The following is a 23,385-nucleotide window of genomic DNA, read 5'->3' as shown; positions in this document are numbered from 1 at the left end:
GGGTCATGCGATTCGCGATCAAGACCTCGCCCCAGAACACCGAATGGGCCGACATGCTCGCCGTCTGGCAGGCCGCTGACGAGATCGAACTGTTCGAGTCCGGCTGGACCTTCGATCACTTCTATCCCATCCACTCCGACTCGACCGGCCCGTGCCTGGAAGGGTGGGTGACGCTGACCGCGCTCGCCCAGGCGACCAAGCGGCTCCGGGTCGGCACGCTCGTCAGCGGGATCCACTACCGGCACCCCGCGCTGCTCGCGAACATGGCCGCGACCCTCGACATCGTGTCCGGCGGCCGCCTGGAGATCGGTATCGGCGCGGGCTGGAACGAGGAGGAGTCGGGTGCGTACGGCATGCGGCTCGGCTCGCTGAAGGAGCGCAGTGACCGGTTCGAGGAGGCCTGCGAGGTGCTCGTCGGTCTGCTGACGCAGGAGACCACGACGTTCCGGGGCGAGCACTACGAATTCACGGAGGCCCGCTGCGAGCCGAAGGGCGTGCAGAAGCCGCATCCGCCGATCTGCATCGGCGGCAGCGGCGAGAAGCGGACGCTCCGGACGACGGCGAAGTACGCCCAGCACTGGAACTTCGTCGGCGGGACGCCCGAGGAGTTCGCCCGCAAGCGCGACGTGCTGTACGCCCACTGCGAGGACGTCGGCCGCGTTCCGAGCGAGATCACGCTGTCGTCACACGTCCGGCTGGGGCCGGACGGCGATTACGCGAAGGTCGCCGAGCAGGCGGCGGCTCTCGGCGAGGTCGGGCTCGACCTGGCGATCGTTTACCTGCCCCCGCCGCACACCCCGGCCGTCCTCGAGCCGCTCGCGAAGGCCCTCGCACCTCTGCTCTGAACAAGCCCGGGAACGTGAAAGACCTGCCCCTCCACCTGAAAGGGCAGGTCTTTTCGTTGTCTCCTTTGCGGCTCAGCCCATTCGCCGATGCGCCTTGAGCAGGTCGAACTCGTGAACGATGGCGGTCGCGTGCCCGTGCGCGAGTTCATACTCGCTGGAGAGCCATCTCACTCTGTCATCGAAGCGCAGGAACGACGGTCCGTCGTTCATCAGCTGGAACCACTCGGTCATCTGGCGTCCGGTGCACCTGGGCACGGCCTCCACCAAACGCTGGTGCGTCTCCTCGGAGTGGTTCAAGCCCATCTTCGCCTCCCGTTATCGGGGTACCGCGTAGTTATCGACTGTGCACCACCTGGCCGCCCGGAGGCAAGACTCCCGACATGAAAGGTGTCGCTCAGCGGACGCACAACCCAACAACTATTGGCAGACAGGCACTGTCTCGGCTTGTTCTCCGGCTTGCTCGTCCACTCGCTCGACGTCGGCCTTCGGGTGCCGGCGGCGATGCCGGAGCTCCGCCCAGCGACCGCGCGGACCGCGCTCCCGGCCGGCGACCTCGGTGGCAGCCACCTCGGTGCCCGCCTTCCGGGCGGCCTGTACGGCGGCTTCCGCGATCGGGAGGATCGCCTCGCCGCGGAACGGCTCCGGGTGCACGAACGACTCGGGCCCGACCCCCATCGCTGCCGCCACCGACGGCAGCAGTGCGGCGGACGCGGCGGCGTACCCGGTGGCGGACGGGTGGAAGTTGTCCCGGCCCCACATCGCGGGGTTGGTCCGGAAGACCTCGCCGAGCAGCGAGCCCAGTGACACGGTGCGGCCGCCTGCTTCGACCACTGCGATGGTCTGAGCGGCGGCCAGCCGGTGACTCCAGGACCGGGCGACCTGCCGCAGCGGCGGCATGATCGTCCGGACCACACCCAGGTCGGGACAGGTACCCACCACCACCTCACAGCCCGCGGCGCGAAGCCGGCGTACGGCGGTGGACAGCAACCGGACCGAGGTCGACGGCGGCATCTTGGCCTTCACGTCGTTGACGCCGATCAGGATGACCGCGATATGCGGGCCGGTCTGGAGGGCGGCGTCGACCTGCGCGGCCAGGTCGCTGGACTTCGCGCCGGTCTTCGACACGTCGACCAGCCGCACCGGGCGTTTGGCCAGCTCGGCCAGCCCGGAGGCGAGCATCACTCCGGGGGTCTCGTCCGGCGACTCGGTGCCGTATCCGGCCGCGCTCGAGTCGCCGATCATCGCGAACGTGATCGGAAGTCCTGGATACCGGCCGTACAGACCGTCGCCCGGAGTGGGGTAGTACCTCGTCGGTCCGATCACGCGCTTCGCATACTCGGCCTCAGCGGTCAGTACGCCGTAGAACGTGGCACCGATGAGTCCGAGTCCCCCGCCCCCGAAGGCTGCGGCCTGGGCCAGCTTCTTGGCTGCCCTGGCTCTACTCATAAGTACCAGGATTACACGCAGTTACGTCGACACAAGTGAAAATAGGGCAAAGCTGTCGATATCACTACAGTAAAGATCGTGCGCTACGCAGAATCACTCCTGGACCTGGTCGGCAACACTCCGCTGGTGCGGTTGTCGAAGACAACAGACGGCGCGAAGCCGCTCGTGCTCGCGAAGGTTGAGTACTTCAACCCCGGCGGCTCGGTGAAGGACCGGATCGCGGTCCGGATGATCGAGGCCGCGGAGGCCTCCGGCGAGCTCAAGCCCGGCGGCACGATCGTCGAGCCGACCTCCGGCAACACCGGCGTCGGCCTGGCGATGGTGGCCCAGCAGAAGGGCTACAAGTGCGTCTTCGTCTGCCCGGACAAGGTCAGCGAGGACAAGCGCAACGTGCTCAAGGCGTACGGCGCCGAGGTCGTGGTCTGCCCGACCGCGGTCGCGCCCGAGCACCCCGATTCGTACTACAACGTCTCCGACCGTCTCGTCCGCGAGATCGAAGGCGCCTGGAAGCCGAACCAGTACGCGAACCAGAACAACCCGCGCTCGCACTACGAGACCACCGGCCCGGAGCTCTGGGAGCAGACCGAGGGCAAGATCACCCACTTCGTCGCGGGCGTCGGCACCGGCGGCACGATCACCGGCACCGGTAAGTACCTCAAGGAGGTCTCCGGCGGCCGCGTCCAGATCATCGGCGCCGACCCGGAGGGCTCGGTGTACTCCGGCGGCACCGGCCGGCCGTACCTGGTCGAGGGTGTCGGTGAGGACTTCTGGCCGGAGACCTACGACCGTGACATCTGCGACCGCGTCATCGAGGTCTCCGACGCGGACTCGTTCGCGCTCACCCGGCGGCTCGCTCGCGAAGAGGCGATGCTGGTCGGCGGCTCCGCGGGGATGGCGGCCGCGGCCGCGATCCGGCTCGCGCACGAGCTCGACGACCCCGAAGCCGTCATCGTCGTACTGCTGCCCGACGGCGGCCGCGGCTACCTGACCAAGGTGTTCAACGACGACTGGCTGGCGCAGTACGGCTTCCTCGCGCACGCCCGCCAGGGCAAGACGCTCGGCGACGTGCTGGCCGGCAAGGACGGCAGCCTGCCGCCGCTGGTGCACACCCACCCGCACGAGACGATCGCCGAGGCCGTCGCCATCCTGCGCGAGTACGGCGTCTCGCAGATGCCGGTCGTCCGCGCCGAGCCGCCGGTGATGGCGGCCGAGGTGGCCGGCGCGGTGTCGGAGCGGACGCTGATGGACGCGTTGTACTCCGGCAAGGCGCGGCTGGCCGACATGGTCGAGCTGCACATGGACCCGGCGCTGCCCTCCCTGGGCGCCGGCGAACCGGTGACCAAGGCGGTCGAGCTGCTCGAGGGCCGGGACGCCCTGATGGTTCTGGACGACGGCAAGCCGGTGGGCGTGCTGACCCGGCAGGACCTACTGGTCCATCTGTCCGCCGACTGAGTCAGCGGTCTACGACTGACGGGATGATGGCGATCAGTGCCGTGATCACGATGCCGATCACGATCACCGCCGCGCCTGCGATCTGAAGGATTTCCATGTCTCAAGAGTCCTTCAACCACGCCCGCGAAACATCGGCCTCCGGATCGGTCTTTCGCTCATCCCAAGGTCGTATGTCGTCACCCCCGGACTCCTACTGGAGGAGTCCGGGCCATCCCCTAAGGGACACTGCCCCTAATGGACGACGGCGAAGTCGCTCGGATCGAGTCGCCGGGTGCGGCGCCAGTACGACATCGTCCACTCCGGCCAGATGGTCGAGTTCCGCCCGGACGCGTCCATGTACCAACTGGTGCAGCCGGACTCCCAGACGGTGTCGCCGAGCTCGCCCTGGATCGAGTCGACGAACTGCTCCTGGCTCTCCTCGCGGACCTCGACGTACGTCGCATTGCGCCGGCGCAGGAGGTGGAGCGCCTGCATCACGTACCGGACCTGGGCCTCGATCATGAAGATCATCGAGGAGTGGCCCAGCAGCGTGTTCGGGCCGACCAGCAGGAACAGGTTCGGGTACCCGGCGACCGTGATGCCGAGGTGGGCGCCGACGCCGTTGCGCTTCCAGTGGTCGGCGAGGTCGACGCCGTCCTTGCCCAGGATCGGCATCCGGGTCAGATTCGCCGAGACCGCGAACCCCGTGCCGTGCACGATCGTGTCGCAGGCCCGCTCGGTCCCGTCGGCGGTGACCACGCCGGTCGGGGTGACGCGGGCGATCGGGGTGGTGACGACGTCGACGTTCGGCCGGGTCAGCGCCGGGTAGTAGTCGTTCGAGATCAGCACGCGCTTGCAGCCGATCTGGTAGTCCGGGGTCAGCTTGGCGCGTAGCTCGGGATCGGTGATCTGCTTGCGCAGGTGCCGTTTCGCCTGTATTTCGAGGCCTTTCATCAACTTCGGGTTGCCCGCGAACCCGGCGCCACGGCCTTCGAGGCCCCAGTAGATGACGTTGCGGATCGTCCGCTGCCCGGCCGGGAAGCGTTCGTGCAGCTTGCGTTCCCAGCTGCCGATGGCACGGTCCGGCTTCGGCGTGACCCACGGCGGTGTCCGCTGGTACAGGTCCAGTTGTGCGACCTCGCCGGCGAGCTGCGGTACGAACTGGATCGCCGACGCGCCGGTCCCGATCACCGCGACGTTGCGCCCACGCAGGTCCGCCGAGTGATCCCATTGCGCCGAGTGGAACGTCGTACCCTCGAAGGAGTCGAGGCCGGGGATGTCCGGCAGCTTCGGCTCGTGCAGGCTGCCGACGCCGGTGACCAGCGCCTGGGTCTCGATGGTCTCGTCGCCGTTCACCGTGACAGTCCAATGGCCGGTCGCCTCGTCGAAGGCGGCTTCGGTGACCTCCGCGCCGTACCGGACCTTGTCGGCGATCCCGTACTTGTCTGCGCAGTGCCGTAGGTAGGCGAGGATCTCGTCCCACGGCGCGAACATCCGCGTCCAGCGCGGATTCTGCTCGAACGAGAACGAGTAGAGGTACGACGGGATGTCGCAGGCACAGCCGGGATACGTGTTGTCCCGCCAGGTGCCGCCGAGGTCGTCCGCCTTCTCGAGGATGACGAAGTCCTCACACCCGGCCTGCTTCAGCTTGATACCCATGCACAGCCCGGCGAACCCGGACCCAATGATGACGACCTCAGCCATACCGCCTGAGGTTACCGGCGGGTCACTGAAGCCGGTAGAGGGTCTCTCCGGCATTCGGTACGACGAACGTGTCCGGGTCGGCCTCGTACGCCGCGAGATCGAACGCCGCGGGGTCCAGGTAGCCGAGGTTCGCCGCGAGGACGACGTCCTCCGGGATGCCCGTCGCGAGCGTGACCTGGACCCGGAGGTGCTCGCCGCTGGCCGGGTCCCAGGTACCGGCGCCGCGGAGGTGGGTGGAGTGCGCGAGGGTGCCCCAGTGCAGGTCGCGGAAGTGGTCCCACTGGCCGACGAAGTAGTCGCGGCAGTGGTACCCGATCTTCTCGATCTCCGGGTGCATCGCCGCCAGCTTGGTCACGTGGGGCGCGTAGAGGATGACCTCGCCGCCGTCCGCGACGATCGGCTCGACCTTGTAGAACCCCTTGGCCGCGGTCCAGATATCGGCGTACTTCGGTGGCATCACCGACACGACCCGCTGGACCGGATGCTCGAGGTAGCGGACGTGGGTCTGCGCGGAGATCTCTGCGGCCGCCTGCCAGGACGACTCGGTGTCGCCGAACGCGACCGCGTGCAGGGCGTCCGTCCCCGATTGCGCGACCACGGACAGCGCGAGCTTCTCGGCCGGGATCAGCGCAGCGGCCTCGTTGATCAGGGCGCGGACGGGCGTAATGCCCGGCGTACCGATGATGTTCGCGCTGGTGATCAGGGCGCCGAGCCAGTGCGAGAAGTCGATCACCTCCTGGCCGGCGACGCCCGGGAAGAAGTACTTGTTGCCGCCGGAGAAGCCGACCACCTCGTGCGGGAACACCGGGCCGACGACGAGTGCGACGTCGTGCTCGACGACGGCCCGGTTCAGCCGGACCGGCACCTCGTCGCGGAGCATCTCGTCGGAGATCTCGCCGACCCGCTCCGAGCTGATCGAGCCGAGGTCGACGAACGTGTCCGGCTTCCACCACTCGTGGTTGATCACATTCGGGTAGTCACCGCCGAGGTGCTTGCGCAGCTGTTCCGGGCTCATCTCCGCATGGGTGCCAAGGGCAACCAAGATCGTGACCTTGCTCGCGCGGCCTTCGAGGGCAGCCGTTACGGCACCCAGCAGTAGCGGAAGTGGGCAGCTCCGGGTGCCGTCCGGGACGATGACGCAGACGCTGCGCCCGTCGAGCCCCGCCCCCGCGAGGGCTTCGCCGACGAACGCGGTCACCTCGTCATCGGCCAGGACCCGGTCCGCACTGCCGATCACCGTTGCCGTAGTCACGCATCGAGCCTACCCAGTCACGCCCGGAGTGTCCCGGCCTGTCCACGGCTTCCTGCAGTGACCATGCGAAAACCCCTGGTAGCAAGGAAAAACCGAGCGTTGACCCCGGGCGGAAGGTAACGCACCATCAGGGCAAGCAAGGGGGGAACTTGCCATGGTCGACAGATTCAGGCCGCCAGGGTTCGGGGGTGTGCTGATCCGGCGCGACGATCGGGCGTACGACGGGGCACGGCGGGTAGCCAACGCGATGATCGACCGGAAGCCGGAGTTGATCGCGCGCTGCGAGACGGCCGCCGACGTACAGGCCGCGGTCCGGTACGGCGTGCAGCAGGGGCTCGAGCTCTCGGTCCGGGGCGGTGGTCACGGGGTGACCGGGGACGGGGTCGTGGACGACGGTCTGGTCGTCGACGTCCGGCGGCTGAACGGTGTGCAGGTCGATCCGTTCGCACGGCTCGTCCGGGTCGGCGGCGGAGCTACCTGGGGCGAGCTGGACCGTGCGTGCCAGCGGCCGTGCATGGTGGTGACCGGCGACCGGACCTCCACGACCGGCGTCGCGGGCGTGGCGCTCGGCGGCGGATCGGGATGGTTCGAGCGCAAGCTGGGGCTCACCTCGGATGCCCTTGTCTCGGTGGAACTGGTCACCGCGGACGGCCGGCTGCTGATCGCGGACGAGACCAAGAACACCGAGCTGTTCTGGGCGCTGCACGGTGGAGGCGGGAACTTCGGAGTCGCGACCTCACTCACGTTCCGGCTCGAGCAGGTGGTAACGACGACGCTCGCGGTGCTGGTGTGGCCGGCGGAGGCCGGTCCCTCGGTACTCCGCACGTACCGGGAGCTGTTCGAGTCGGGTGCCCCGGAGGAGCTCGGTGGCGCGGTGATGTTCCGGACCGGGCGGCGGTTCGTCCCCGAGCATCTGCGCGGCCGGCCGGCCGTGGTCGCGGTCGCCGTCTGTGCCGGTGACGAGAACCAGGCGCGGGCGGCGTTCGCGCCGATGTTCGAGCTCGCGCCGGAGGGACAGTTCGTCGGCGAGCTGCCGTACGTCGAGATCCAGTCGATGTTCGACGATCCGGACGGGTTCCGCAGGTACTGCTCCGCGGAGCAGCTCTCGGACTTCCCCGACCAGGCCGTGCAGGCGTTCTGCGACCGGGCCACGGAGATGATCTGGCCGTCACGGTCCCAGCAGGTGGTCCTGCCGTGGGGCGGCGCCGTACGGCGGGGTGCGGAGAAGTGGCCGCAGCCGTACCGGGACGCGGCCTGGGTGGCGCATCCGTTCGGAGCGTGGTCGGATCCGTGCGACGACGCGCGGGCGATCCGGTGGGCGCGCGACGTGTGTGCGGACCTGGAACCTTGGTCGACCGGGCAGGTGTACCCGAACTTCATCGGGCACGAAGGGCAGAACCGGGTGATCGCGGGATTCGGTGCTGAGAACTACGACCGGCTGGCCCGGGTGAAGTGTGAGTACGACCCCGAGAACGTGTTCCACCTCAATCAGAATATTGAACCTGGTTGGCGCTAGTGCTCGCGCGACGCCATTGCACGGCGACGATCACGGCGTACGCGATGCCGCCGAGCGGGACCGACCAGAGCCGGAGGAACGGTAGCCCGCCGGTGATCGCGGTGGCGGCGAAGACGACGGCGTACGTCGTGACGCCGGCGATCGTGCCGCGACGGCGGCTGTCCAGGGCGCGGCTGGGGAGCGGGCCCAGGTGCCGGTCCAGGGCGGTGCAGATCGCGCTGAGTCCGACGAGCGAGGTCACGATGAACAGGATGCCGCCGGGGATGGCGCCGAAGACGATCGCGACCGCGTTGAGGAAGGTCAGCGGCGCGAAGACGATCGCCAGGTCCGCTGCCCCGAAGGTCAGGTGCTTGATCCATCGCTTGCGGAGGTCGAGGGCACCGGCCGCGCGGATCGGTCCGGGGTCACCTGCGAGTCGCCGTACGGTCAGGATCAGGCCGGTCACGATGATGATCAGGAGCGGTACGGCGATGATCGAGAGGACGACGGTTCGCGGGGTCGACATGTAGGTGCGGGACTCGTCGCCGTACAGACAGCTCGCCGTCGGCGGGAACCACGAGGTGTGGACGCCGGTCGCGTCGGGGCCGAGCTTGCGCGAGCAGTCCTGCGTCGGGTCGTACCACCCCGGCTGCGACAGGGTGACGATCCCGGTCCACACCAGCCCGCCGATCAGCCCCAGCCCCAGCACCCATCCGGCCCGCCGCCTCACCCAATCCACGGCCCTACCCTCTCATTGCCGGAATATCGGAGGACCGGACAGTTCCAAGCGCGATAGCTTGCGGGAATGGTCGTGACCAGGGCGGACATTGTGGACGGGCTCCGGCAGCTTGGGCTGGACGGGTCGTCTGAGGTGATTGTGCATTCGTCGCTTAGTTCGTTCGGGTATGTCGAGGGTGGGGCGGAGGCGGTTTGTGAGGCGTTGACCGAGGTTTGTGGGACTGTGTTGATGCCGGGTGGGACGTGGGATCTGACCGGGGTTCCGGCGCCGCCGGGGCTGGTGCGGCCCGATAATGCTTACTGGAATGCTGCCGACTGGGCGGAGTTCGACGAGAAGTTGTCGGGGGCAACTAGTTTCAGCTCTGACCTTCCGGTGGATCGGTGGCTCGGACGGGTGCCGGAGATGTTTCGGCAGACGTGCTCGCCGTTGCGTACTTCGCATCCGCTGTTCGCCTACCAGGCGGCAGGCCCCGCGGCCGAGCGGCTGCTCGGGGCTCAGCGGGCCGACTGGCCGCTCGGGCCGATCGAGGCGCTCGACGGCGACGTACTCCTGCTCGGCGTCAGCCACACCTCCAACACCACGATCCATCTCGCCGAGCAGCACCTCGGCCGCTCGCTCTTTTACCGCTACGCGAAGAACGCCGACGGCCTGTGGATCGAGCTCCCGAACATCCCCGGCGAGAGCCACCGCTTCGACGACATAGAGCCGGTGCTGCGTCCCGCGACGAAGGAGCTCCGCATCGGGCAGGCGCGCGTACGCCGGATCCCGAAGGACGCCGTACTCGGGGCCGCTCGGCAACTGATCCAGGCAGACCCGGCCGCGCTGCTGTGCACCGACAACCCTGAGTGCCGCTGCGCAGCCGCCCTGCAGCAGTTAGGTCCTGTCTGGTAATCCAGCGCCTACTGCGGGGCACTCGGCACGGCACCTCGCCGCACGGGTGCAAAGGTGACGATGCTCCGCATCGACCCCTTCGCCCCCGCGCGGCGATGCACCGCACCGAGCACCTCCTCGCTACGGCGCTGGATTACCAGACAGGACCTGGTCAGCGTACGTCGATGAGGACCTTGCCGACGATGCTTTGCTCGACGGCGGCGTGTGCCTCGGCGGCCTGCTCCAGCGAATAGTGATGCAACGGGAGCCCGGCCTCGGGTCCCACCCGCACGGCGCCGGCCCGGACCGCGGCCTCGACGTCGCCCAACGCACGTGGGCGCCACGAGTCAGGCGCGTTGTAGAGCAGGACGAACTGCCAGCGAGCGTTCGGCACCATCGACGGGCGCACCGGCAGCTCGAACGTGTTGCCTCCGTCGGTCGCGTAGATCGCGACCGAACCGTGCATCGCGATGATCGCGGCATCGATCGCCGCGTTCGCCGCGGGTGACACCTCGACGATCGTGTTCACGCCGTGCGGCACGATCTCGCGGATCTCCTCGATCACGTCCTGCTGCTTGTAGTTGATGACGTGGTCGGCGCCTGCGAGCGCGGCCAGGTTCGCCTTCTCGGGGCTGCTCACGGTCGTGATCACGGTCGCGTCCGACCAGCGCGCGAGCTGGATCGCCGCGTTACCGACCGCGCCGGCGCCACCGGCCACCAGCACGGTGCGACCCGCCAGCTTCCCCGGGCCGAGGTGATCGGGACCGTCCTCCGTCACCGTCAGGCAGCGATGCGCGGTCATGAACGGCACGCCGAGGCAAGCGCCGAGGTCGTACGACGCCTCGTCCGGCAGCTCCACCACGTGACGCACCGGCACCACGGCGTACTCCTGGGCTGTTCCTCCGGACGGGCGCTGGTACGCGGCCTCCCAGATCCAGACGCGGCGGCCGACGAGGCCCGCGTCGACGCCCTGGCCGACGGCGTCGATCTCGCCGGAGCCGTCCTGGTTCGGCACCTGGGCCGGGTCGACCGGCGTACCGGCCTCGCTGCCCCGGCGCGACTTCCAGTCGGTCGGGTTGACGCCCGACCGATGGATCCGCACACGCACTTCGCCTGGCCCAGGATCGGCCACGGCCCGATCCACAAGCGTCAGGACGTCAGGTTCACCGGTTCGCGAGTACTCGATCGCACGCACGCCCCCGACGCTACCTCAGTTGTTTGGTGAACATCAGGCAGGCGCTGTCGTCGTTGCGGATCGTCTCCATCGGCGCGACCTGACGGTTGTCGTAGATCAGGCCGCGGCCGTCCGGGAGATACCCGCGCCGTACGTACATCCGCTGTGCCTGTCCGTAGTCCGGGTACAGCCCTACGCCGATCCCCACCACCGGGGACCGCTCCGCCACCTTGGCCTCTGCGGCGTCCATCAGCGCCGACCCGATCCCACGCCGCCGGTACGACGGCAACACGTTGAAGTCCGAGATCTCCGGGATGGTCCCGAAGTACGGTGAGATCCAGTAAACGGTCACGTAGCCGACGTACGCGCCGTCGACTGTCGCCACCAGGACGTCCCGAGTCCCGGCGGCCTGCTCGGCGACGTACCGCTGGTACTGGCTCTCCGGCTTGTCCCACCCCAACGCAGCCATCGCCGCCGCGATCACCGGCGGATCGCCCGGCTGCAGCGGTCGGATCTCCAAACCGTCGTCCATGAGCGGGCAGCCTAGCCCCGCGGACAACCGCGGGTCGCCCGGATTATCCCGCCGGACCGCATCGTCCATACCAAACGGTATGGGATGCCATACCAAACGGTATGGGATGGTCGGCGGCGAACGACCCGCGGCGGTTCGTCAGCGGGTGGAGCGGGCTGCGGTTTCGATGACCTTCGTGATCGGGCGGGGATCGGAGATGAGTCCGAGGTGGCCGGTCGGGATGCGGGTGATGATGGAGTGGGCCCGGGTCGCCATCATGTTCTGCGACGCCGGGGTAATGATCAGGTCTTTGGTGCCGAGGACGTACCAGGACTTGATCGAGGCCCAGGCCGGCGGTCCGGAGGGGACGTTGCCGGCGCTGAAGGTCAGCGGTCGCTGCGACGGGTAGAGCCTCTCCGCGGCGCTGTGCGACAACCCGGAGGCGAACGAGTTCAGGAAGGTGTCGTGCTTGAGGTACAGATCGACATCACCGGCCGGCGCCCCGGGGTACGGGACGAAGTCGAACACGGTCGTCGGGTCGGGTACGTTGAGCGCGGACCCGGCACCTGCCAGCGGTAGGACCGTCTCGTTCTCGGCGGGGGCGAAGGCGTCGACGTACACGAGTGCCTTGACGTTCGCGTTGCCGGTCGCGGCGTTGGTGATCACGGCGCCGCCGTACGAGTGGCCGACCAGCACGATCGGGCCGGACAGCGTCGACAGGAAGTCGCGAATCGTCGCGGCGTCCGTCGTGAGGTTGCGGAGTGGGTTGGGTGGGACGCGGACCGTGTAGCCGTCGTCGAGGAGCTTGTTGGTGACCTTCTGCCAACTGGATCCGTCGGCCCACGCGCCGTGGACCAGGACAATGGTGGGTTTGGGGCCGCTCGGGTGTGATGCCGCCGCCGGTGTCACGGCGGCAAGCACGAGGGCGAGTACTACGCCCAGTACGGCGAGTACTCGCGTGCGGTGCTGGTGCATGGATGAGCCTTTCGTCAAGCGACTGTCGCCGGGAGGGCGCGCGGGAGCGTGACGAAGCCTGTGGTGCCCGGAACTGCGGGACTAGGACTGGAAGAACTCGAGCAGGTCGGCGTTGACCACGTCGGCGTGTGTCGTGGGTAGGCCGTGCGGGAGGTCCTTGTACGTCTTGAGGACCCCGTTCTTGAGCAGCGCGGCCGACTTCGGACCGGCGTCGGCGTACGGGACGATCTGGTCGTCCTCGCTGTGGACCACGAGGACCGGGATGGTGATCTGCTGCAGGTCGGTGGTGAAGTCGGTCTGGGAGAACGCGACGATGCCGTCGTAGTGGGCCTTCGCGCCGCCCATCATTCCTTGGCGCCACCAGTTCGCGATGACGGCCTCGGACGGTTCCGCGCCGGGCCGGTTGTAGCCGTAGAACGGCCCTTCGGGAAGTGCGCGGTAGAACTGTGAACGGTTCGCGGCGAGCTGGTTCTGCAGGTCGTCGAAGACCTCCTTGGGCAGGCCCTCCGGGTTCGCGTCGGTCTTCACCATCAGCGGCGGGACCGCGCAGAGCAGCGCTGCCTTCGCGGCCCGGTCCTCGCCGTGCCGGGCCAGGTAGTGGGTGACCTCGCCGCCGCCGGTCGAGTGACCGACGTGGATGCAGTCGTGCAGGTCGAGGTGGTCGACGACAGCCTTCAGGTCGTCGGCGTAGTGGTCCATGTCGTGCCCGTCACCGGTCTGCGTCGACCGGCCGTGCCCGCGGCGGTCGTGTGCGACGACGCGGTAGCCCTTCGAGAGAAAGAACAGCAACTGGTTGTCCCAGTCGTCGGCCGACAACGGCCAGCCGTGACTGAAGACGATCGGTTGCCCCTCGCCCCAGTCCTTGAAGAAGATCTCGGTGCCGTCGCTGGTAGTGATCGTTCCCATGTGTTCGGAACCCCCTCAGCTCGAAAACCCCTTGTGTACAAAGGTTGTCCCCCAGCCAGCCTCGGGTCACGATACCTGGGACGACCGGCGCGCGTCCCTCTTCTTGGAGAAGAGGTCAGTATCTGGCCGGTTCTGTCCCTAGAGTCAGGGTATGACGACGAACCAGAGCGGTGAGCGGCAAGACATTCTCGACTTCCTGGCCAAGCACCGGGGCTTCCTGCGGCACACCGCGCAGGGTCTGACGGACGAGCAGGCGAACACCCGCAGTACGGTCAGTGCGCTGACGGTCGGTGGGCTGATCAAGCATGTCGCGTCGGTCGAGCAGCACTGGGCCGACTTCGCTCAGGGCAAGGGGGAGAGCGCGGCGACGCCGACGGAGTACACGCCTGAGGTGATCGCGGCGTGGGAGAACCAGTTCCGGCTGGTCGAGGGCGAGACGCTGGCCGGCGTACTCGCGGAGTACGAGAAGATCGCCGCCGCCACCGACGACTTGGTGCGCGCGCTCGACCTCGACGCGTCGTACGAACTGCCCGCCGCTCCGTGGCAGCCCCCGGGCGTCTTCTGGTCGGTTCGCCGCGTCTTCCTGCACATCACCGCTGAAACCGCCCAGCACGCCGGCCACGCCGACATCATCCGGGAGTCAATCGACGGCCAGAAAACCATGGGCTGACCGCAGCTCGTCGAAGGCCGCCGGAGGAGCCTGGCCGAGACGGTCGCGGATGAGGGCGGCGCACTCAGCGGGGGTGTTGTGTTCCGAGTCGACCTCCACGTCGTACTTGCCATGCTGATGCACGAGCGGGAACTGGACCGCGGCTCTGCCGATGGTCCGGTTCCCGCGCTCGCGTTCGCGCCGTTCCAGTTCGGGCAGGGAGCAGCGGACGCCTACGAAGAGGACGGGGAGGCCGTCGAAGACCGTCAGGCAGTCCTCGAGTCGCCAGCGTTCGCCGAGGATGTGATCGACAACCACGTCGTTGCCCGCCGCGGCCATCCCCGCCACGGCCCGATGGAACCCGAGGACCGTGCGCTGGAAGACGGGTAAGAAAGTCTCCTCGGTCCAGTCACGCCGGGCGCGAACGCTATGGAACCGGTCGATCGCCAGATGGAACCACGCGCCGTCCAACGTGGCCAGCAGTTCCTCGGCGATGCTCGACTTCCCGGAGCTCGAGGTGCCGTTCAGCAGGATCAAACGCCCTGGGCGGCCGGTGTTGGTCTGCGGAGTCAACTCATGGTTCGCGGCAATCGACACCGCCCCATCATCCCTGCCGCAACCTTCTGCGCTGCGGCTGCATCGAGGTTAGTAGGAAAACTGAACCTCGGAGAGCTGTCCGCCCCCGCTGAATCTGCGTGCCGACCGTGGTGCGAGCAGTGGGGGTGCAACAGCATGCGATTCAGGGGAGCGGCCGGACTGGCCGCGGGGATCGTCGTTCTCGTGCTGGGAGCGGGAACGGCAACAGGGCAAACACGTACGCCGGAAGCTACGCCGGGCATCCAGATCGTGCCCGGGCCGGAGGATCCGCTCGAGGCGCAATTCGTGCCGGGGGCAACCAATGTCGTACCGCCGACTGCTCCGCCGGCGACGGACATCGGTGCCAACAACAAAGTCCAGTCGCTCGCGGCGCCGTTCTACGCGTGTCCGGGGTTCAGCGGGATCGAGAGGACGAACCCGGTGGCGAACCTGTACGCCGACAAGTTCCAGTGGGGACCGTACGCGGCGTACAAGGTCGGCAACGGCGGCGGCAACATCAACTGGGCGTCGAACCCGTACAAGAACGCCAGTTGGTACATGTGGTTCCACTCGCTGCGTTGGCTCGGGCAGGGCATCGTCGCGGCCGGCCAAGGCGATCTGACCGCGCTGACGCGGGTCAACACGATCGCGTACGACTGGTACCGCGACAACCCGTACTCGTGGAAGGCGAACGTGGGCGCGTGGGAGTCCACGATGCACCGGACGAACGTGCTCATCTGCCTGCGCCAGGCGATCCTGTCCGGGCTGAAGGTCACCACACTGCCGACCCGCTACGCCTGGCTGGACACGGCGTTGCTGAGTCACGCGAGGTTCCTGACGAACTACTGGAGCGGTGCGTGGAACCACGGTACGGACGAGAGCATCGCGCTGTTCGGCGTCGGGTGCACGCTCAATCGCACCGACTACAAGAACCTTGCACAGCAACGGTTCGCGGCAGGCATCACGACTTCGATCGATTCCCAGGGTGCGACCAACGAACAGTCGACCGGGTACGCGTCGTTCAACTACTCGCTCTGGGGCCGAGCGATCGCCGTGATGCAGAACTGCGGAGTCGACCCCGGTACGACGATCTCGACGCGGCGCGCGTTGCTGGCGAAGTTCTTGGCCTTGGCAACGAACTCGCTCGGCAAGCTCCATCAGCTCGGCGACACCGAGGTGCAGTCGACGTACCCGTGGGTGGGTACGCCGCTGGAGTACGCCGGATCCTTCGGCGCGCAGGGTACGGCGCCGCCGTGGCGGGTCGGGATCTACTCGGCCGGCTACGTGTTCGGGCGGACCGGTTGGGGTACCGACGCGGCGCGTGGGTTCACGGGTGAGTCGTCGTACAGCATCAGGTTCGGTCCGCCGCGGGCGTTCCACGGGCACTTCGACCACACGAGCATCACGTACACGGCGCGCGGGCGGGACATCATCGTCGACGGCGGGTATGCGGCGTACAACGCCGGCGCTTATCGGACCTGGGTCGTGAGCCCTAACGCGCACAGCGACATGACGACGCCACTGTCGACGTACCTGAACCCGACGACCCGGCTGACCGCGTCATCGGTGAAGACGAATGCCGAGGCCTATGTGTTCAGCGACGCACCCGGGAGTGGGATCAGTCGCGTGCGTTCGGTCCTGGTGCTCAAGGACCCGGATTTGCTGGTGACGTGGGACCGCGCGTCGGCGAGGACGGCTCAGGCGTTCCAGACGCTGTGGCATCTGCCGTCCGATCAGCGGGCGAGTGTGTACTCGCGGACCACCGCGGTTGCGGCTGCGCCTGGCGACACGACGAAGACGATCCTGTTCCAGATCCCGTTCAAGCAGGCGCTGCCCGCAGGCGCGATCCTGGTCAAGCAGGCCCAGACGAATCCGATCCAAGGCTGGGTCTACCCGAGCAGCTTCGTCCGCAAGTCCGCGCCGACCCTCATGCTGGCCCGCTCCGGCACGACGGCGTCGATCCTGTCGTTCGTCGTCCCGGTCCGCTCGACCGGCTCGGTCACCTACAGCGTCCGCCAGTCCGGTACGACGTTCATCGTCAACCTCAACGTCGGCGGTAAAGCCACCAGCATCGCCATCTCCGGCGGCGGCTCCCTCTACCGCGCCGGCTGACACCTGAGGGGCGCCTCCCTGGAGGCGCCCCTCGGCCTATTCGCCGGTTAGAGGACTGCCCATGGTGCGTGAGGCGTGGACGCTCGTCCACCCGCTCCCGAGCTTGGTCGCCGTCACCCGGTGCCTGCCGCTGACTGGAGTGGTGGTCGAGTGCCGATACAGGTTCCTATCCTGCAGGAGCAGGCCATACGAGTACTGCACGCCGCTGCGGCTGTACGTCATGTATCAGGTCGACATCGCACGAACGGAAACGAAGTTCGCATTCACCGGACCGGCTTCCACACTGCGCTGAACTAGGGTCTGGGCGTGATGGAGGAACAGATGAATGCTGACGGGAAGCTTGTGAGGGATCGGATTCCGGAGATCATTCGGGGGAGTGGTGCTGAGCCGGTCATCTACCGGGCCGGGGCTGCGGAGTACCGGCGTCGGCTGCGGGACAAGTTGCTGGAGGAGGTTGACGAGTTTCTTGCTGCCGACGGAGAGGCCGCCGTCGAGGAGCTTGCGGACATCCTCGAGGTCGTCTACGCCTTGGCGGCCGACCTGGGCACAACCAGGGAAGACCTCGAAACGACCCGAGCCGCCAAGGCCGCCGAGCGTGGGACCTTTGACAACCGAGTCATCTGGACCGGCGTCCGCTAGCCGTTCGTGTGATGGACGCGACCATGCTTAGGCCGGGTCGTTAGGGTAGCCTTTCCTGTGTGATCGTCTGCCACTGTGAGGTCGTCAGTGACCGGGACGTCCGTCGGAGCATCGACGACGGCGCCCGGACGCTTGCGCAGGTGTGCGGGGCGACCGGGGCGGGGCGGAATTGCGGCAGTTGTGTCTTCTCCGTGAAGCGATTGTTGTGCCAGCATGGGAGGTCTGTCTCGGCACAGTCGCTCACGGAGGTGGCAAGTGCAACCGGTTGACCCACGCGTCGTGGTGCTGCTCAACGAGGCGCTGACGCTCGAACTGACGGTGATCAACGGGTACTTCCTGGAAGCCAGGATGCTCGACAACTGGGGCTTCGGCCGGCTGGGCAAGGCGTTCTACGACCTGTCCATCGACGAGATGAAGGATGCCGACGCGCTGATCAGCCGCATCCTGCTGTTCGACGGCCACCCGAACCTCCAGAAGCTCGGACCTATCGCCGTCGGCGAGGACGCCCAGGAGATGCTCCGCCTCGGTCTCGACGGCGAGCTCGCCGCGGTCGCCCAGTTCAACGCCGCCGCGAAGGAGTGCCACGACCTCGGCGACCACGGCTCCGCGGCCGTCTTCGAGGAAATGGTCCGCGACGAAGAGAACCATGTCGACTGGTTCGAAAGCCAACTCGACGCCATCGACCGCATCGGCCTCCAGCAATACCTGGCCCAGCAACTGACCCCAGCCAAGTGACCGACTGCGGTACTAGCGGGCGTAGGTGGTGAGGAAGCGGTCGCGGAAGGTGTCCATCGGCCAGGGCGGTGTGCCGGCGGCTGGTCGCAGTCCGGTCTGCCAGCCCCAGCCGGCTGCGCGATCTGTCACGGCTGGGTCGGCGGCGATGATGCTCACGGGTACGTCGTGGCTCGCTCCGTTGCCGGACACGATGCTCGCCGGCTGATGGTCGCCGAGGACGACGAGTACCAGGTTGCGGTCGTGGAGTTGCTGGACGAACGAGGTCAGAGCGTCTAGCGAGTAGGCAATAGACTGTGCGTAGGCGGCCTTCACCTGGTCCGGCTTTCGCCATACGTCTTCCGGCGCGTCGCCCTCGGCCGGCATCGGGTCGAAGACGGAGCCGTCGCCCACCTGGCTCCAGTCGACCATCCGGGGGAGCGGCGCCCAGGGCGTGTGGCTGGAGACCAGGTCGACCTCGGCCATTACGGGAGCCCGGTTCGGCTTGTCCAGCTCCAGCCGCTGGAGCGCGGCCAGGGTGTACTGGTCAGGCATCGAGGCATAGCTGAACGACGGCCCGGCGTACCCCACGTTCCGGCGGTCGTACACCATGTCGTAGTGGTAGTAGGTCTTCGCCACCGACCAGTCCTCGTTGTTGGACGGTACGTCGGCGACCGTCCGCCAGCCGGCCCGGCCGAACGCGTCGGTGAGGGTGACCCGGTCGAGCGTGACCAGGTGGTCGTACCGCTGCTGGTTGTTCACCCACAGCCCGGACTGCAGGGTGGAGTGCGCCAGCCAGCTGATTCCGCCGAAGGTCGGTGAGGTGAGGAAGCCGCTGCGCGAGGAGAAGCCGGCCTGCTGCAGCCGTCGGTCCCCGGCCTCGAGCGCCGACCCAACGACCGGATAATCGAGCGCCGTGCGTCCGTAGCTCTCGACGAAGACCAGGAGCACGTCCTTACCTCTCAGGCCGGTGAGCAGCTCGTTGCCCGGGGTGTTGCGGAAGGGATCCTGCTTGAGCGCCTGTACGAACTCCCGCTGGTCGCGGAGGTCGTCACGGACCTGCGTGGCGAGCCGGGCTGCGGAGGTCGAGACGGGCTGTCGTACGGGCTCCGGCCAGGCGCCGGTCAGCGCGGGCACGATCGAGATCACGGCCAGGACGGCTACGACCCGGAGCGTCGGCCGCCGGTGTCTGGCCACGAGCCGGGTCACCCGCATTGCCGACAGCGGCAGCAGAGCGAGCAGGGCCACAAGGAGGAGTCCGGCTCCGATGAAGACCGCGATGGCGCCGACGCGGCCGATCGAGTCGCTGAGCAGGCCCAGCGCGGAGCCGACGTACGCCGCGTCGTACACGGGGTGGAAGGCGCGGTCGAAGGCGAAGTAGAAGCCCCTGTCGAGCAGCCGCAGAATCAGCAGCACCCCGACGGCGAGACCGCCGATCAGAGCGAGGACCCTCGCGAGTCTCGCTGGCAGTAGGCAGACCAGGAGGACAAACACCAGGCCTTCGAGCGGGATCCGGAGGAAGGCGGCCGGCGACAGGTTGGTGGTGTGGTCGGGCACGAGGAGCGCAGCCCAGACGAGGAGCACTGCGAGTGCCGACGTCAACGCGGCACGAGTGCCGGGCGGGCTTCCGGCCTGGCGCCACAGCCCCCAAATCTGACGGCCGAACGACTCAGCCAGCAGTGCCATGGCGATCAGCAGCACCAGCGTGGTCACGGCATCGGGCAGGAAACCGGCCGCCGCGGCGGTGAGGGTGATGCCCTGGATCGCGGCGACGACCTTGGCCCAGTAGCGAGGCGGGAGCGAACCGCGCAGCCACGGCAACGCCCAGCTGGCCGCCACGAACAGATAGCGGGCCGCACCGATGGCAAGCACCCACCAACCCGTCGTACTGCCGACGTACACGCTCAGGACCATGACCAGGAACGCGTCGACCTCCATGTCGAAGCGTGCGCCGAACGCCGAAACGGTGCCGGTACGCCGCGCGACCTGGCCGTCCACTCCGTCGAGAATCAGCCCGATCGTCGAGAGCGTCACCAGGATCGCCACCGGCGACTGGCTGCCGAACGAGTCCGCGGTGAGCGCCGCCACCCCGCAGGCGAGGACCGCGCGAGTCAGTGTCACTCTGTCCGCGGGTCCGAGCCCGTCACGACGGTGATGCGCCATCGCGCGCGCGAGCAGCGCGGCAAGGCCGGCTCCGCAGGCGACGCCGGTCACCCAGCCGGCGACGTCGAGGCCAGTGACCGCTGCGAGCGCGCCGAGGAACACGAGCAGACAAGCGAAGCCGACGAGCGGGCCGGTCAGGATGCGGTTGGGCACTCGACCCTGAACCTGGCGCACACTGCCTCCGTATCTACGGGTACGAGAGTCATACGAGAACAGCGTCGCACCGGTTCACCCGGGCGGGAGGAGGCTGCGGTGCCGATCGAAGCACGCGCGTTCTGGATCGGCGAACCCGGCGCGCGCTACGAGCCGTCGTTGTGAGGCAGGTGCACGTCCTGATCCCGGATGGGATCGATGACCCGCGGCGGCCGAGCGGTGGCAACGTCTACGACCGCCGGGTCTGTGACGGTCTCATGGCACTCGGCTGGTCGGTCCACGAGGACGCCATGGCTGGGCAGTGGCCCCACCCTGATGCGGCGGCGTGCTTGGCCATTGGCGCGACGCTGGCTCGGGTCCCGGACGGTGGAGTGGTGCTGGTCGATGGCCTGCTGGCGTCGGTGGTCCCGGAGGTGCTGGAGCCGGAGGCTGACCGGCTGCGGCTCGTCGTACTCCTGCACATGCCGCGGGACGAGGCGAGCGAGGTCGCCGCGCTGTTGGCGGCATCAGCCACCGTGGCCACGAGCGACTGGACCCGGCGGTGGCTGCTCGACCACTACGCGCTGCCAGAGGATCGCGTGTACGTCGTACGGCCGGGCGTCGACAAGGCCGACCTGGCATCGGGCTCGGTGTCCGGCGGGCGGTTGCTCTGTGTCGGAGCGATCACCCCGGCCAAGGGGCCCCACCTCCTGCTCGAGGCGCTGGCCACGGTGGACGGTCCGGACTGGCGATGCGTTTTCGTCGGTTCATTGGACCTTGATACGTCGTACGTCGCTGGACTGCGCCGGCAGGCCAGGGACCCGCGCCTGGCCGACCGGGTGTGCTTCACCGGCCCGCTCACGGGCGCCGAACTCGAGCGTGCGTACGCAGAGGCAGACGTCTTGGTGCTGGCCTCCCAGTTCGAGACCTACGGCATGGTCGTCACCGAGGCGCTCGCCCGCGGGCTGCCGGTCGTGGCCGCTGAGGTCGGCGGCGTACCGGAGGCTCTCGGTCACGCCCCCGACGGCAGCCGACCGGGCCTGCTGGTCGCGCCGGGCGACCCACACGCTCTCGCGCGGGCGCTGCGTCGATGGCTGGGTGACCCCGTGGAGCGCGCCCGGCTGCGCGCGACGGCCGGATCGCGGCGCCTGACATTGTCCGACTGGGCGCAGACTTCCCGCGAGCTCTCGGCCGTGCTGTCGGAGGTCGGCGGATGAACCAGCGGCAGGTGACAGCCGTGTTGTTGGTACGAGCCCAACTAAGAGATCGGAACTGCCATCAGCCGTAGCCTCTGGACCTGGGCCCGCGTGACGGGCGGCGCCGCGATTCTCGCCGTTCTCGTGTGGCGGGTCGGCACGGGCCCGTTGGTGGACGGGCTCCGACTGACGACCGGTTGGCCGATCGCCGCCGCGCTCGCAATCACCTCGCTGACCACGCTGTGCTGCGCATGGCGGTGGAGGCTCGTCGCCGGCGGACTCGGCGTCGAGTTGCCGCTGAGGACTGCGGTTGCGGCGTACTACCGGTCCCAGTTCCTCAACGCCACGCTGCCCGGCGGGGTGGTGGGCGACGTACACCGCGCCGTGCGGCACGGCCGTGAGGTCGGCGACCTGGGCCGTAGCCTGCGGGCCGTTGCGTGGGAGCGGGCGTCAGGATTTGCTGTGCAGCTCGTCCTGACAGCGGCCGTGCTGTTCCTGCTGTCCTGGCCTGCCGGCTCCTTTGTCCCCTCGCCCGCCGTGACGGTCGTGGTCATCGCCAGTGTGGCGCTCATCGCCGTACCCCTGTTCCTCAACCTCTCCTCGCGGATCGGACGCGCCTTCACCAGCGATCTCCGCGACGCCGTCCTGGCGCCGCGAGCCTGGCCAGGCATCTTGCTCGCCTCCACCGTCGCCGTACTCGGCCACGCATCTGTGTTCCTGATCGCCGTCCGAGCGACCGGAGCCGATGTGTCGCCGACTCGGCTGTTGCCTCTGGCACTGGTCGTGCTGACAGCCTCGGCCCTGCCGACCAACATCGCAGGCTGGGGCCCACGCGAGGGCGCAGCCGCCTGGGCCTTCAGCTCCGTCGGACTAGGCGCCGCACTGGGCGTCACCGTCGCAGTCGCCTACGGCATGCTCGCCCTCGTCGCAACCCTCCCCGGGGCCGTCATCCTGCTGGCCGCCCGCCGCCGCACCCAGAACACTGCGCCCAGCCCGACCGCTACGCCAGAACAAGTCGCGCGCTAAATACGCCTGATGCCCCTGAACTCGGAGAGTCCAGGGGCATCACGGTCGATCTGTCAGACGTCAGCCGGGAACTTAGCCCCGGTGTTGCTGTGGCACCTGTAGCCGTTCGGGTTCTTGAACAGGTACTGCTGGTGGTAGCCCTCGGCGTAGTAGAAGGTGGTGGCGGGGGCGATCTCGGTGGTGATGTCGCCGTAGCCGAGGGGCTTGATGACGGGGGCGTACAGGTCGCGGGTGCGTTCGGCCTCGGCGCGCTGGGCGTCGGTGGTGTAGTAGATGGCCGAGCGGTACTGCGAGCCGAGGTCATTGCCCTGGCGCATGCCCTGTGTCGGGTCGTGGGTCTCCCAGAAGACCTTCAGCAGGTCCGTGAAGGTGGTCTTGGTGGGGTCGTAGACGACACGGATGGCCTCGGTCTGGCCGGTGCGGCCGGTGCAGACCTCTTCGTACGTCGGGTTTGGGGTGTAACCGCCCGCGTAGCCGACGGCCGTGGTGTACACGCCGGGCTGCTGCCAGAAGATCTCCTCGGTACCCCAGAAGCATCCGGTGCCGAACCAGACCTCCTCGAACCCCTCGGGCGCGGCGGCGGTCTGCGGCGTGTGCAGGACGATGTTCTCGTCCGGTACGGCGAACCCGGGGGTCTCCCGCCCGGGCAGGGCGGCCGACGGCTCGACCATGGCGGTGTTGCGGGTGAAGAACGACATTCTCACGCCTCTCGCAGAGTGACTCTCATAGGCTCTCAACGCCAGATGTAAGGCGAACCTTCCCCGCACCCCTTACCGCGCGATGACGTGCCGGATCCCCACGCCATCACAATCGGGCGTTCGCGGAGGAACGCC

General features: G+C 68.1%; 23 protein-coding genes. 11 read left to right on the top strand and 12 right to left on the bottom strand.

Annotated elements, in window-relative coordinates; translation table 11 throughout:
- Window positions 1-5: 5 nt before the first annotated feature.
- Window positions 6-845, top strand: coding sequence for an LLM class F420-dependent oxidoreductase (locus tag EV645_RS05750; RefSeq protein WP_198681478.1), 840 nt, complete (start codon window positions 6-8; stop codon window positions 843-845).
- A 72-nt stretch (window positions 846-917) separates the two neighbouring features.
- Here the strand turns inward: EV645_RS05750 and EV645_RS05745 are convergent, their stop codons facing one another.
- Window positions 918-1,148 (bottom strand): DUF4287 domain-containing protein, encoded by a 231-nt coding sequence (locus EV645_RS05745; protein ID WP_130440462.1) that lies wholly within the window; start codon window positions 1,146-1,148, stop codon window positions 918-920.
- Between the two features lie 114 nt (window positions 1,149-1,262).
- The gene (locus tag EV645_RS05740) at window positions 1,263-2,291 is read right to left on the bottom strand and encodes an SGNH/GDSL hydrolase family protein (protein WP_130440460.1); all 1,029 of its coding nucleotides are present in this window, start codon (window positions 2,289-2,291) and stop codon (window positions 1,263-1,265) included.
- 78 nt (window positions 2,292-2,369) lie between these two features.
- Between EV645_RS05740 and EV645_RS05735 the strand changes: the two genes are divergently transcribed.
- Window positions 2,370-3,743: a cystathionine beta-synthase gene (locus EV645_RS05735; RefSeq protein ID WP_130440458.1), complete on the top strand. Its 1,374-nt coding sequence runs from the start codon at window positions 2,370-2,372 to the stop codon at window positions 3,741-3,743.
- 231 nt (window positions 3,744-3,974) lie between these two features.
- On the opposite strand, the gene EV645_RS05730 is transcribed toward EV645_RS05735, so the two are convergent.
- Window positions 3,975-5,426: a flavin-containing monooxygenase gene (locus EV645_RS05730; protein WP_130440456.1), complete on the bottom strand. Its 1,452-nt coding sequence runs from the start codon at window positions 5,424-5,426 to the stop codon at window positions 3,975-3,977.
- A 22-nt stretch (window positions 5,427-5,448) separates the two neighbouring features.
- Entirely contained in the window at window positions 5,449-6,678 is a 1,230-nt protein-coding gene (locus EV645_RS05725) for a lactate racemase domain-containing protein (RefSeq protein WP_198681477.1), read from the bottom strand.
- A gap of 190 nt (window positions 6,679-6,868) precedes the next feature.
- Between EV645_RS05725 and EV645_RS05720 the strand changes: the two genes are divergently transcribed.
- Window positions 6,869-8,194 carry an FAD-binding oxidoreductase gene (locus EV645_RS05720; RefSeq protein WP_242000228.1) on the top strand — a complete coding sequence of 442 codons (1,326 nt, stop codon included), beginning with the start codon at window positions 6,869-6,871 and terminating at the stop codon, window positions 8,192-8,194.
- Here the strand turns inward: EV645_RS05720 and EV645_RS05715 are convergent.
- Entirely contained in the window at window positions 8,163-8,912 is a 750-nt protein-coding gene (locus EV645_RS05715; protein ID WP_130440452.1) for a hypothetical protein, read from the bottom strand. The genes EV645_RS05720 and EV645_RS05715 overlap by 32 nt on opposite strands.
- Window positions 8,913-8,978: 66 nt before the next feature.
- Between EV645_RS05715 and EV645_RS05710 the strand changes: the two genes are divergently transcribed.
- Window positions 8,979-9,803 (top strand): AAC(3) family N-acetyltransferase, encoded by an 825-nt coding sequence (locus EV645_RS05710; protein WP_130440450.1) that lies wholly within the window; start codon window positions 8,979-8,981, stop codon window positions 9,801-9,803.
- A gap of 151 nt (window positions 9,804-9,954) precedes the next feature.
- Here EV645_RS05710 and EV645_RS05705 read toward each other — a convergent pair whose 3' ends face one another.
- From EV645_RS05705 to EV645_RS05690, 4 genes are all read right to left on the bottom strand, one after another.
- On the bottom strand, window positions 9,955-10,977 hold the full coding sequence (locus tag EV645_RS05705; RefSeq protein ID WP_130440448.1) for an NADPH:quinone reductase: 1,023 nt from the start codon (window positions 10,975-10,977) through the stop codon (window positions 9,955-9,957).
- 10 nt (window positions 10,978-10,987) lie between these two features.
- Window positions 10,988-11,488, bottom strand: coding sequence for a GNAT family N-acetyltransferase (locus tag EV645_RS05700; RefSeq protein ID WP_130440446.1), 501 nt, complete (start codon window positions 11,486-11,488; stop codon window positions 10,988-10,990).
- A gap of 138 nt (window positions 11,489-11,626) precedes the next feature.
- Window positions 11,627-12,442 carry an alpha/beta fold hydrolase gene (locus tag EV645_RS05695; protein WP_130440444.1) on the bottom strand — a complete coding sequence of 272 codons (816 nt, stop codon included), beginning with the start codon at window positions 12,440-12,442 and terminating at the stop codon, window positions 11,627-11,629.
- 81 nt (window positions 12,443-12,523) lie between these two features.
- Window positions 12,524-13,348 carry an alpha/beta fold hydrolase gene (locus EV645_RS05690; protein ID WP_130440442.1) on the bottom strand — a complete coding sequence of 275 codons (825 nt, stop codon included), beginning with the start codon at window positions 13,346-13,348 and terminating at the stop codon, window positions 12,524-12,526.
- Between the two features lie 151 nt (window positions 13,349-13,499).
- On the opposite strand from EV645_RS05690, the gene EV645_RS05685 reads away from it, so the two are divergent.
- A complete protein-coding gene (locus tag EV645_RS05685) occupies window positions 13,500-14,018 on the top strand; it encodes a DinB family protein (protein WP_130440440.1) in 519 nt (172 codons plus the stop codon).
- Here the strand turns inward: EV645_RS05685 and EV645_RS05680 are convergent.
- The gene (locus EV645_RS05680; RefSeq protein ID WP_242000227.1) at window positions 13,989-14,594 is read right to left on the bottom strand and encodes a chloramphenicol phosphotransferase CPT family protein; all 606 of its coding nucleotides are present in this window, start codon (window positions 14,592-14,594) and stop codon (window positions 13,989-13,991) included. The two genes, EV645_RS05685 and EV645_RS05680, sit on opposite strands and share 30 nt — an antisense overlap.
- A 135-nt stretch (window positions 14,595-14,729) precedes the next feature.
- Here EV645_RS05680 and EV645_RS05675 point away from each other — a divergent pair, with 135 nt between their 5' ends.
- From EV645_RS05675 to bfr, 4 genes are all read left to right on the top strand, one after another.
- The gene (locus tag EV645_RS05675) at window positions 14,730-16,685 is read left to right on the top strand and encodes a heparinase II/III domain-containing protein (protein WP_130440438.1); all 1,956 of its coding nucleotides are present in this window, start codon (window positions 14,730-14,732) and stop codon (window positions 16,683-16,685) included.
- 309 nt (window positions 16,686-16,994) lie between these two features.
- Window positions 16,995-17,324: a nucleoside triphosphate pyrophosphohydrolase gene (locus EV645_RS05670; RefSeq protein ID WP_242000382.1), complete on the top strand. Its 330-nt coding sequence runs from the start codon at window positions 16,995-16,997 to the stop codon at window positions 17,322-17,324.
- A 59-nt stretch (window positions 17,325-17,383) separates the two neighbouring features.
- Window positions 17,384-17,593: a (2Fe-2S)-binding protein gene (locus EV645_RS05665; protein ID WP_130440436.1), complete on the top strand. Its 210-nt coding sequence runs from the start codon at window positions 17,384-17,386 to the stop codon at window positions 17,591-17,593.
- The gene (gene bfr / locus EV645_RS05660; RefSeq protein ID WP_130440434.1) at window positions 17,580-18,059 is read left to right on the top strand and encodes a bacterioferritin; all 480 of its coding nucleotides are present in this window, start codon (window positions 17,580-17,582) and stop codon (window positions 18,057-18,059) included. The genes EV645_RS05665 and bfr overlap by 14 nt, the downstream gene beginning before the upstream one ends.
- A 12-nt stretch (window positions 18,060-18,071) precedes the next feature.
- On the opposite strand, the gene EV645_RS05655 is transcribed toward bfr, so the two are convergent.
- Window positions 18,072-20,351, bottom strand: a complete 2,280-nt coding sequence (locus tag EV645_RS05655) for a CDP-alcohol phosphatidyltransferase family protein (RefSeq protein WP_130440432.1) — start codon at window positions 20,349-20,351, stop codon at window positions 18,072-18,074.
- Window positions 20,352-20,512: 161 nt separating this feature from the next.
- Between EV645_RS05655 and EV645_RS05650 the strand changes: the two genes are divergently transcribed.
- Both EV645_RS05650 and EV645_RS05645 read left to right on the top strand, forming a co-directional pair.
- Complete coding sequence (locus EV645_RS05650; protein WP_130440430.1) at window positions 20,513-21,547, top strand: glycosyltransferase family 4 protein; 1,035 nt, start codon at window positions 20,513-20,515, stop codon at window positions 21,545-21,547.
- Between the two features lie 90 nt (window positions 21,548-21,637).
- Window positions 21,638-22,552, top strand: a complete 915-nt coding sequence (locus tag EV645_RS05645) for a lysylphosphatidylglycerol synthase transmembrane domain-containing protein (protein ID WP_198681476.1) — start codon at window positions 21,638-21,640, stop codon at window positions 22,550-22,552.
- A 53-nt stretch (window positions 22,553-22,605) separates the two neighbouring features.
- On the opposite strand, the gene msrA is transcribed toward EV645_RS05645, so the two are convergent.
- Complete coding sequence (msrA, locus tag EV645_RS05640) at window positions 22,606-23,250, bottom strand: peptide-methionine (S)-S-oxide reductase MsrA (protein ID WP_130440426.1); 645 nt, start codon at window positions 23,248-23,250, stop codon at window positions 22,606-22,608.
- Window positions 23,251-23,385: the final 135 nt, after the last annotated feature.

The sequence above is a fragment of the Kribbella rubisoli genome (assembly GCF_004217145.1).
Classification (GTDB): domain Bacteria; phylum Actinomycetota; class Actinomycetes; order Propionibacteriales; family Kribbellaceae; genus Kribbella; species Kribbella rubisoli.
Note: the sequence above shows the minus strand (reverse complement) of the source record. Positions and strands in the feature narration are given on the sequence as shown.

Coding starts and splice junctions, on each gene's coding strand:
- EV645_RS05685 (WP_130440440.1), top strand. CDS start 13,500: ATGACGACGAACCAGAGCGGTGAGCGGCAAGACATTCTCGACTTCCTG.
- EV645_RS05750 (WP_198681478.1), top strand. CDS start 6: ATGCGATTCGCGATCAAGACCTCGCCCCAGAACACCGAATGGGCCGAC.
- msrA (WP_130440426.1), bottom strand. CDS start 23,250: ATGTCGTTCTTCACCCGCAACACCGCCATGGTCGAGCCGTCGGCCGCC.
- EV645_RS05690 (WP_130440442.1), bottom strand. CDS start 13,348: ATGGGAACGATCACTACCAGCGACGGCACCGAGATCTTCTTCAAGGAC.
- EV645_RS05670 (WP_242000382.1), top strand. CDS start 16,995: ATGGAGGAACAGATGAATGCTGACGGGAAGCTTGTGAGGGATCGGATT.
- EV645_RS05710 (WP_130440450.1), top strand. CDS start 8,979: ATGGTCGTGACCAGGGCGGACATTGTGGACGGGCTCCGGCAGCTTGGG.
- EV645_RS05745 (WP_130440462.1), bottom strand. CDS start 1,148: ATGGGCTTGAACCACTCCGAGGAGACGCACCAGCGTTTGGTGGAGGCC.
- EV645_RS05730 (WP_130440456.1), bottom strand. CDS start 5,426: ATGGCTGAGGTCGTCATCATTGGGTCCGGGTTCGCCGGGCTGTGCATG.
- EV645_RS05695 (WP_130440444.1), bottom strand. CDS start 12,442: ATGCACCAGCACCGCACGCGAGTACTCGCCGTACTGGGCGTAGTACTC.
- EV645_RS05700 (WP_130440446.1), bottom strand. CDS start 11,488: ATGGACGACGGTTTGGAGATCCGACCGCTGCAGCCGGGCGATCCGCCG.
- EV645_RS05675 (WP_130440438.1), top strand. CDS start 14,730: ATGCGATTCAGGGGAGCGGCCGGACTGGCCGCGGGGATCGTCGTTCTC.
- EV645_RS05740 (WP_130440460.1), bottom strand. CDS start 2,291: ATGAGTAGAGCCAGGGCAGCCAAGAAGCTGGCCCAGGCCGCAGCCTTC.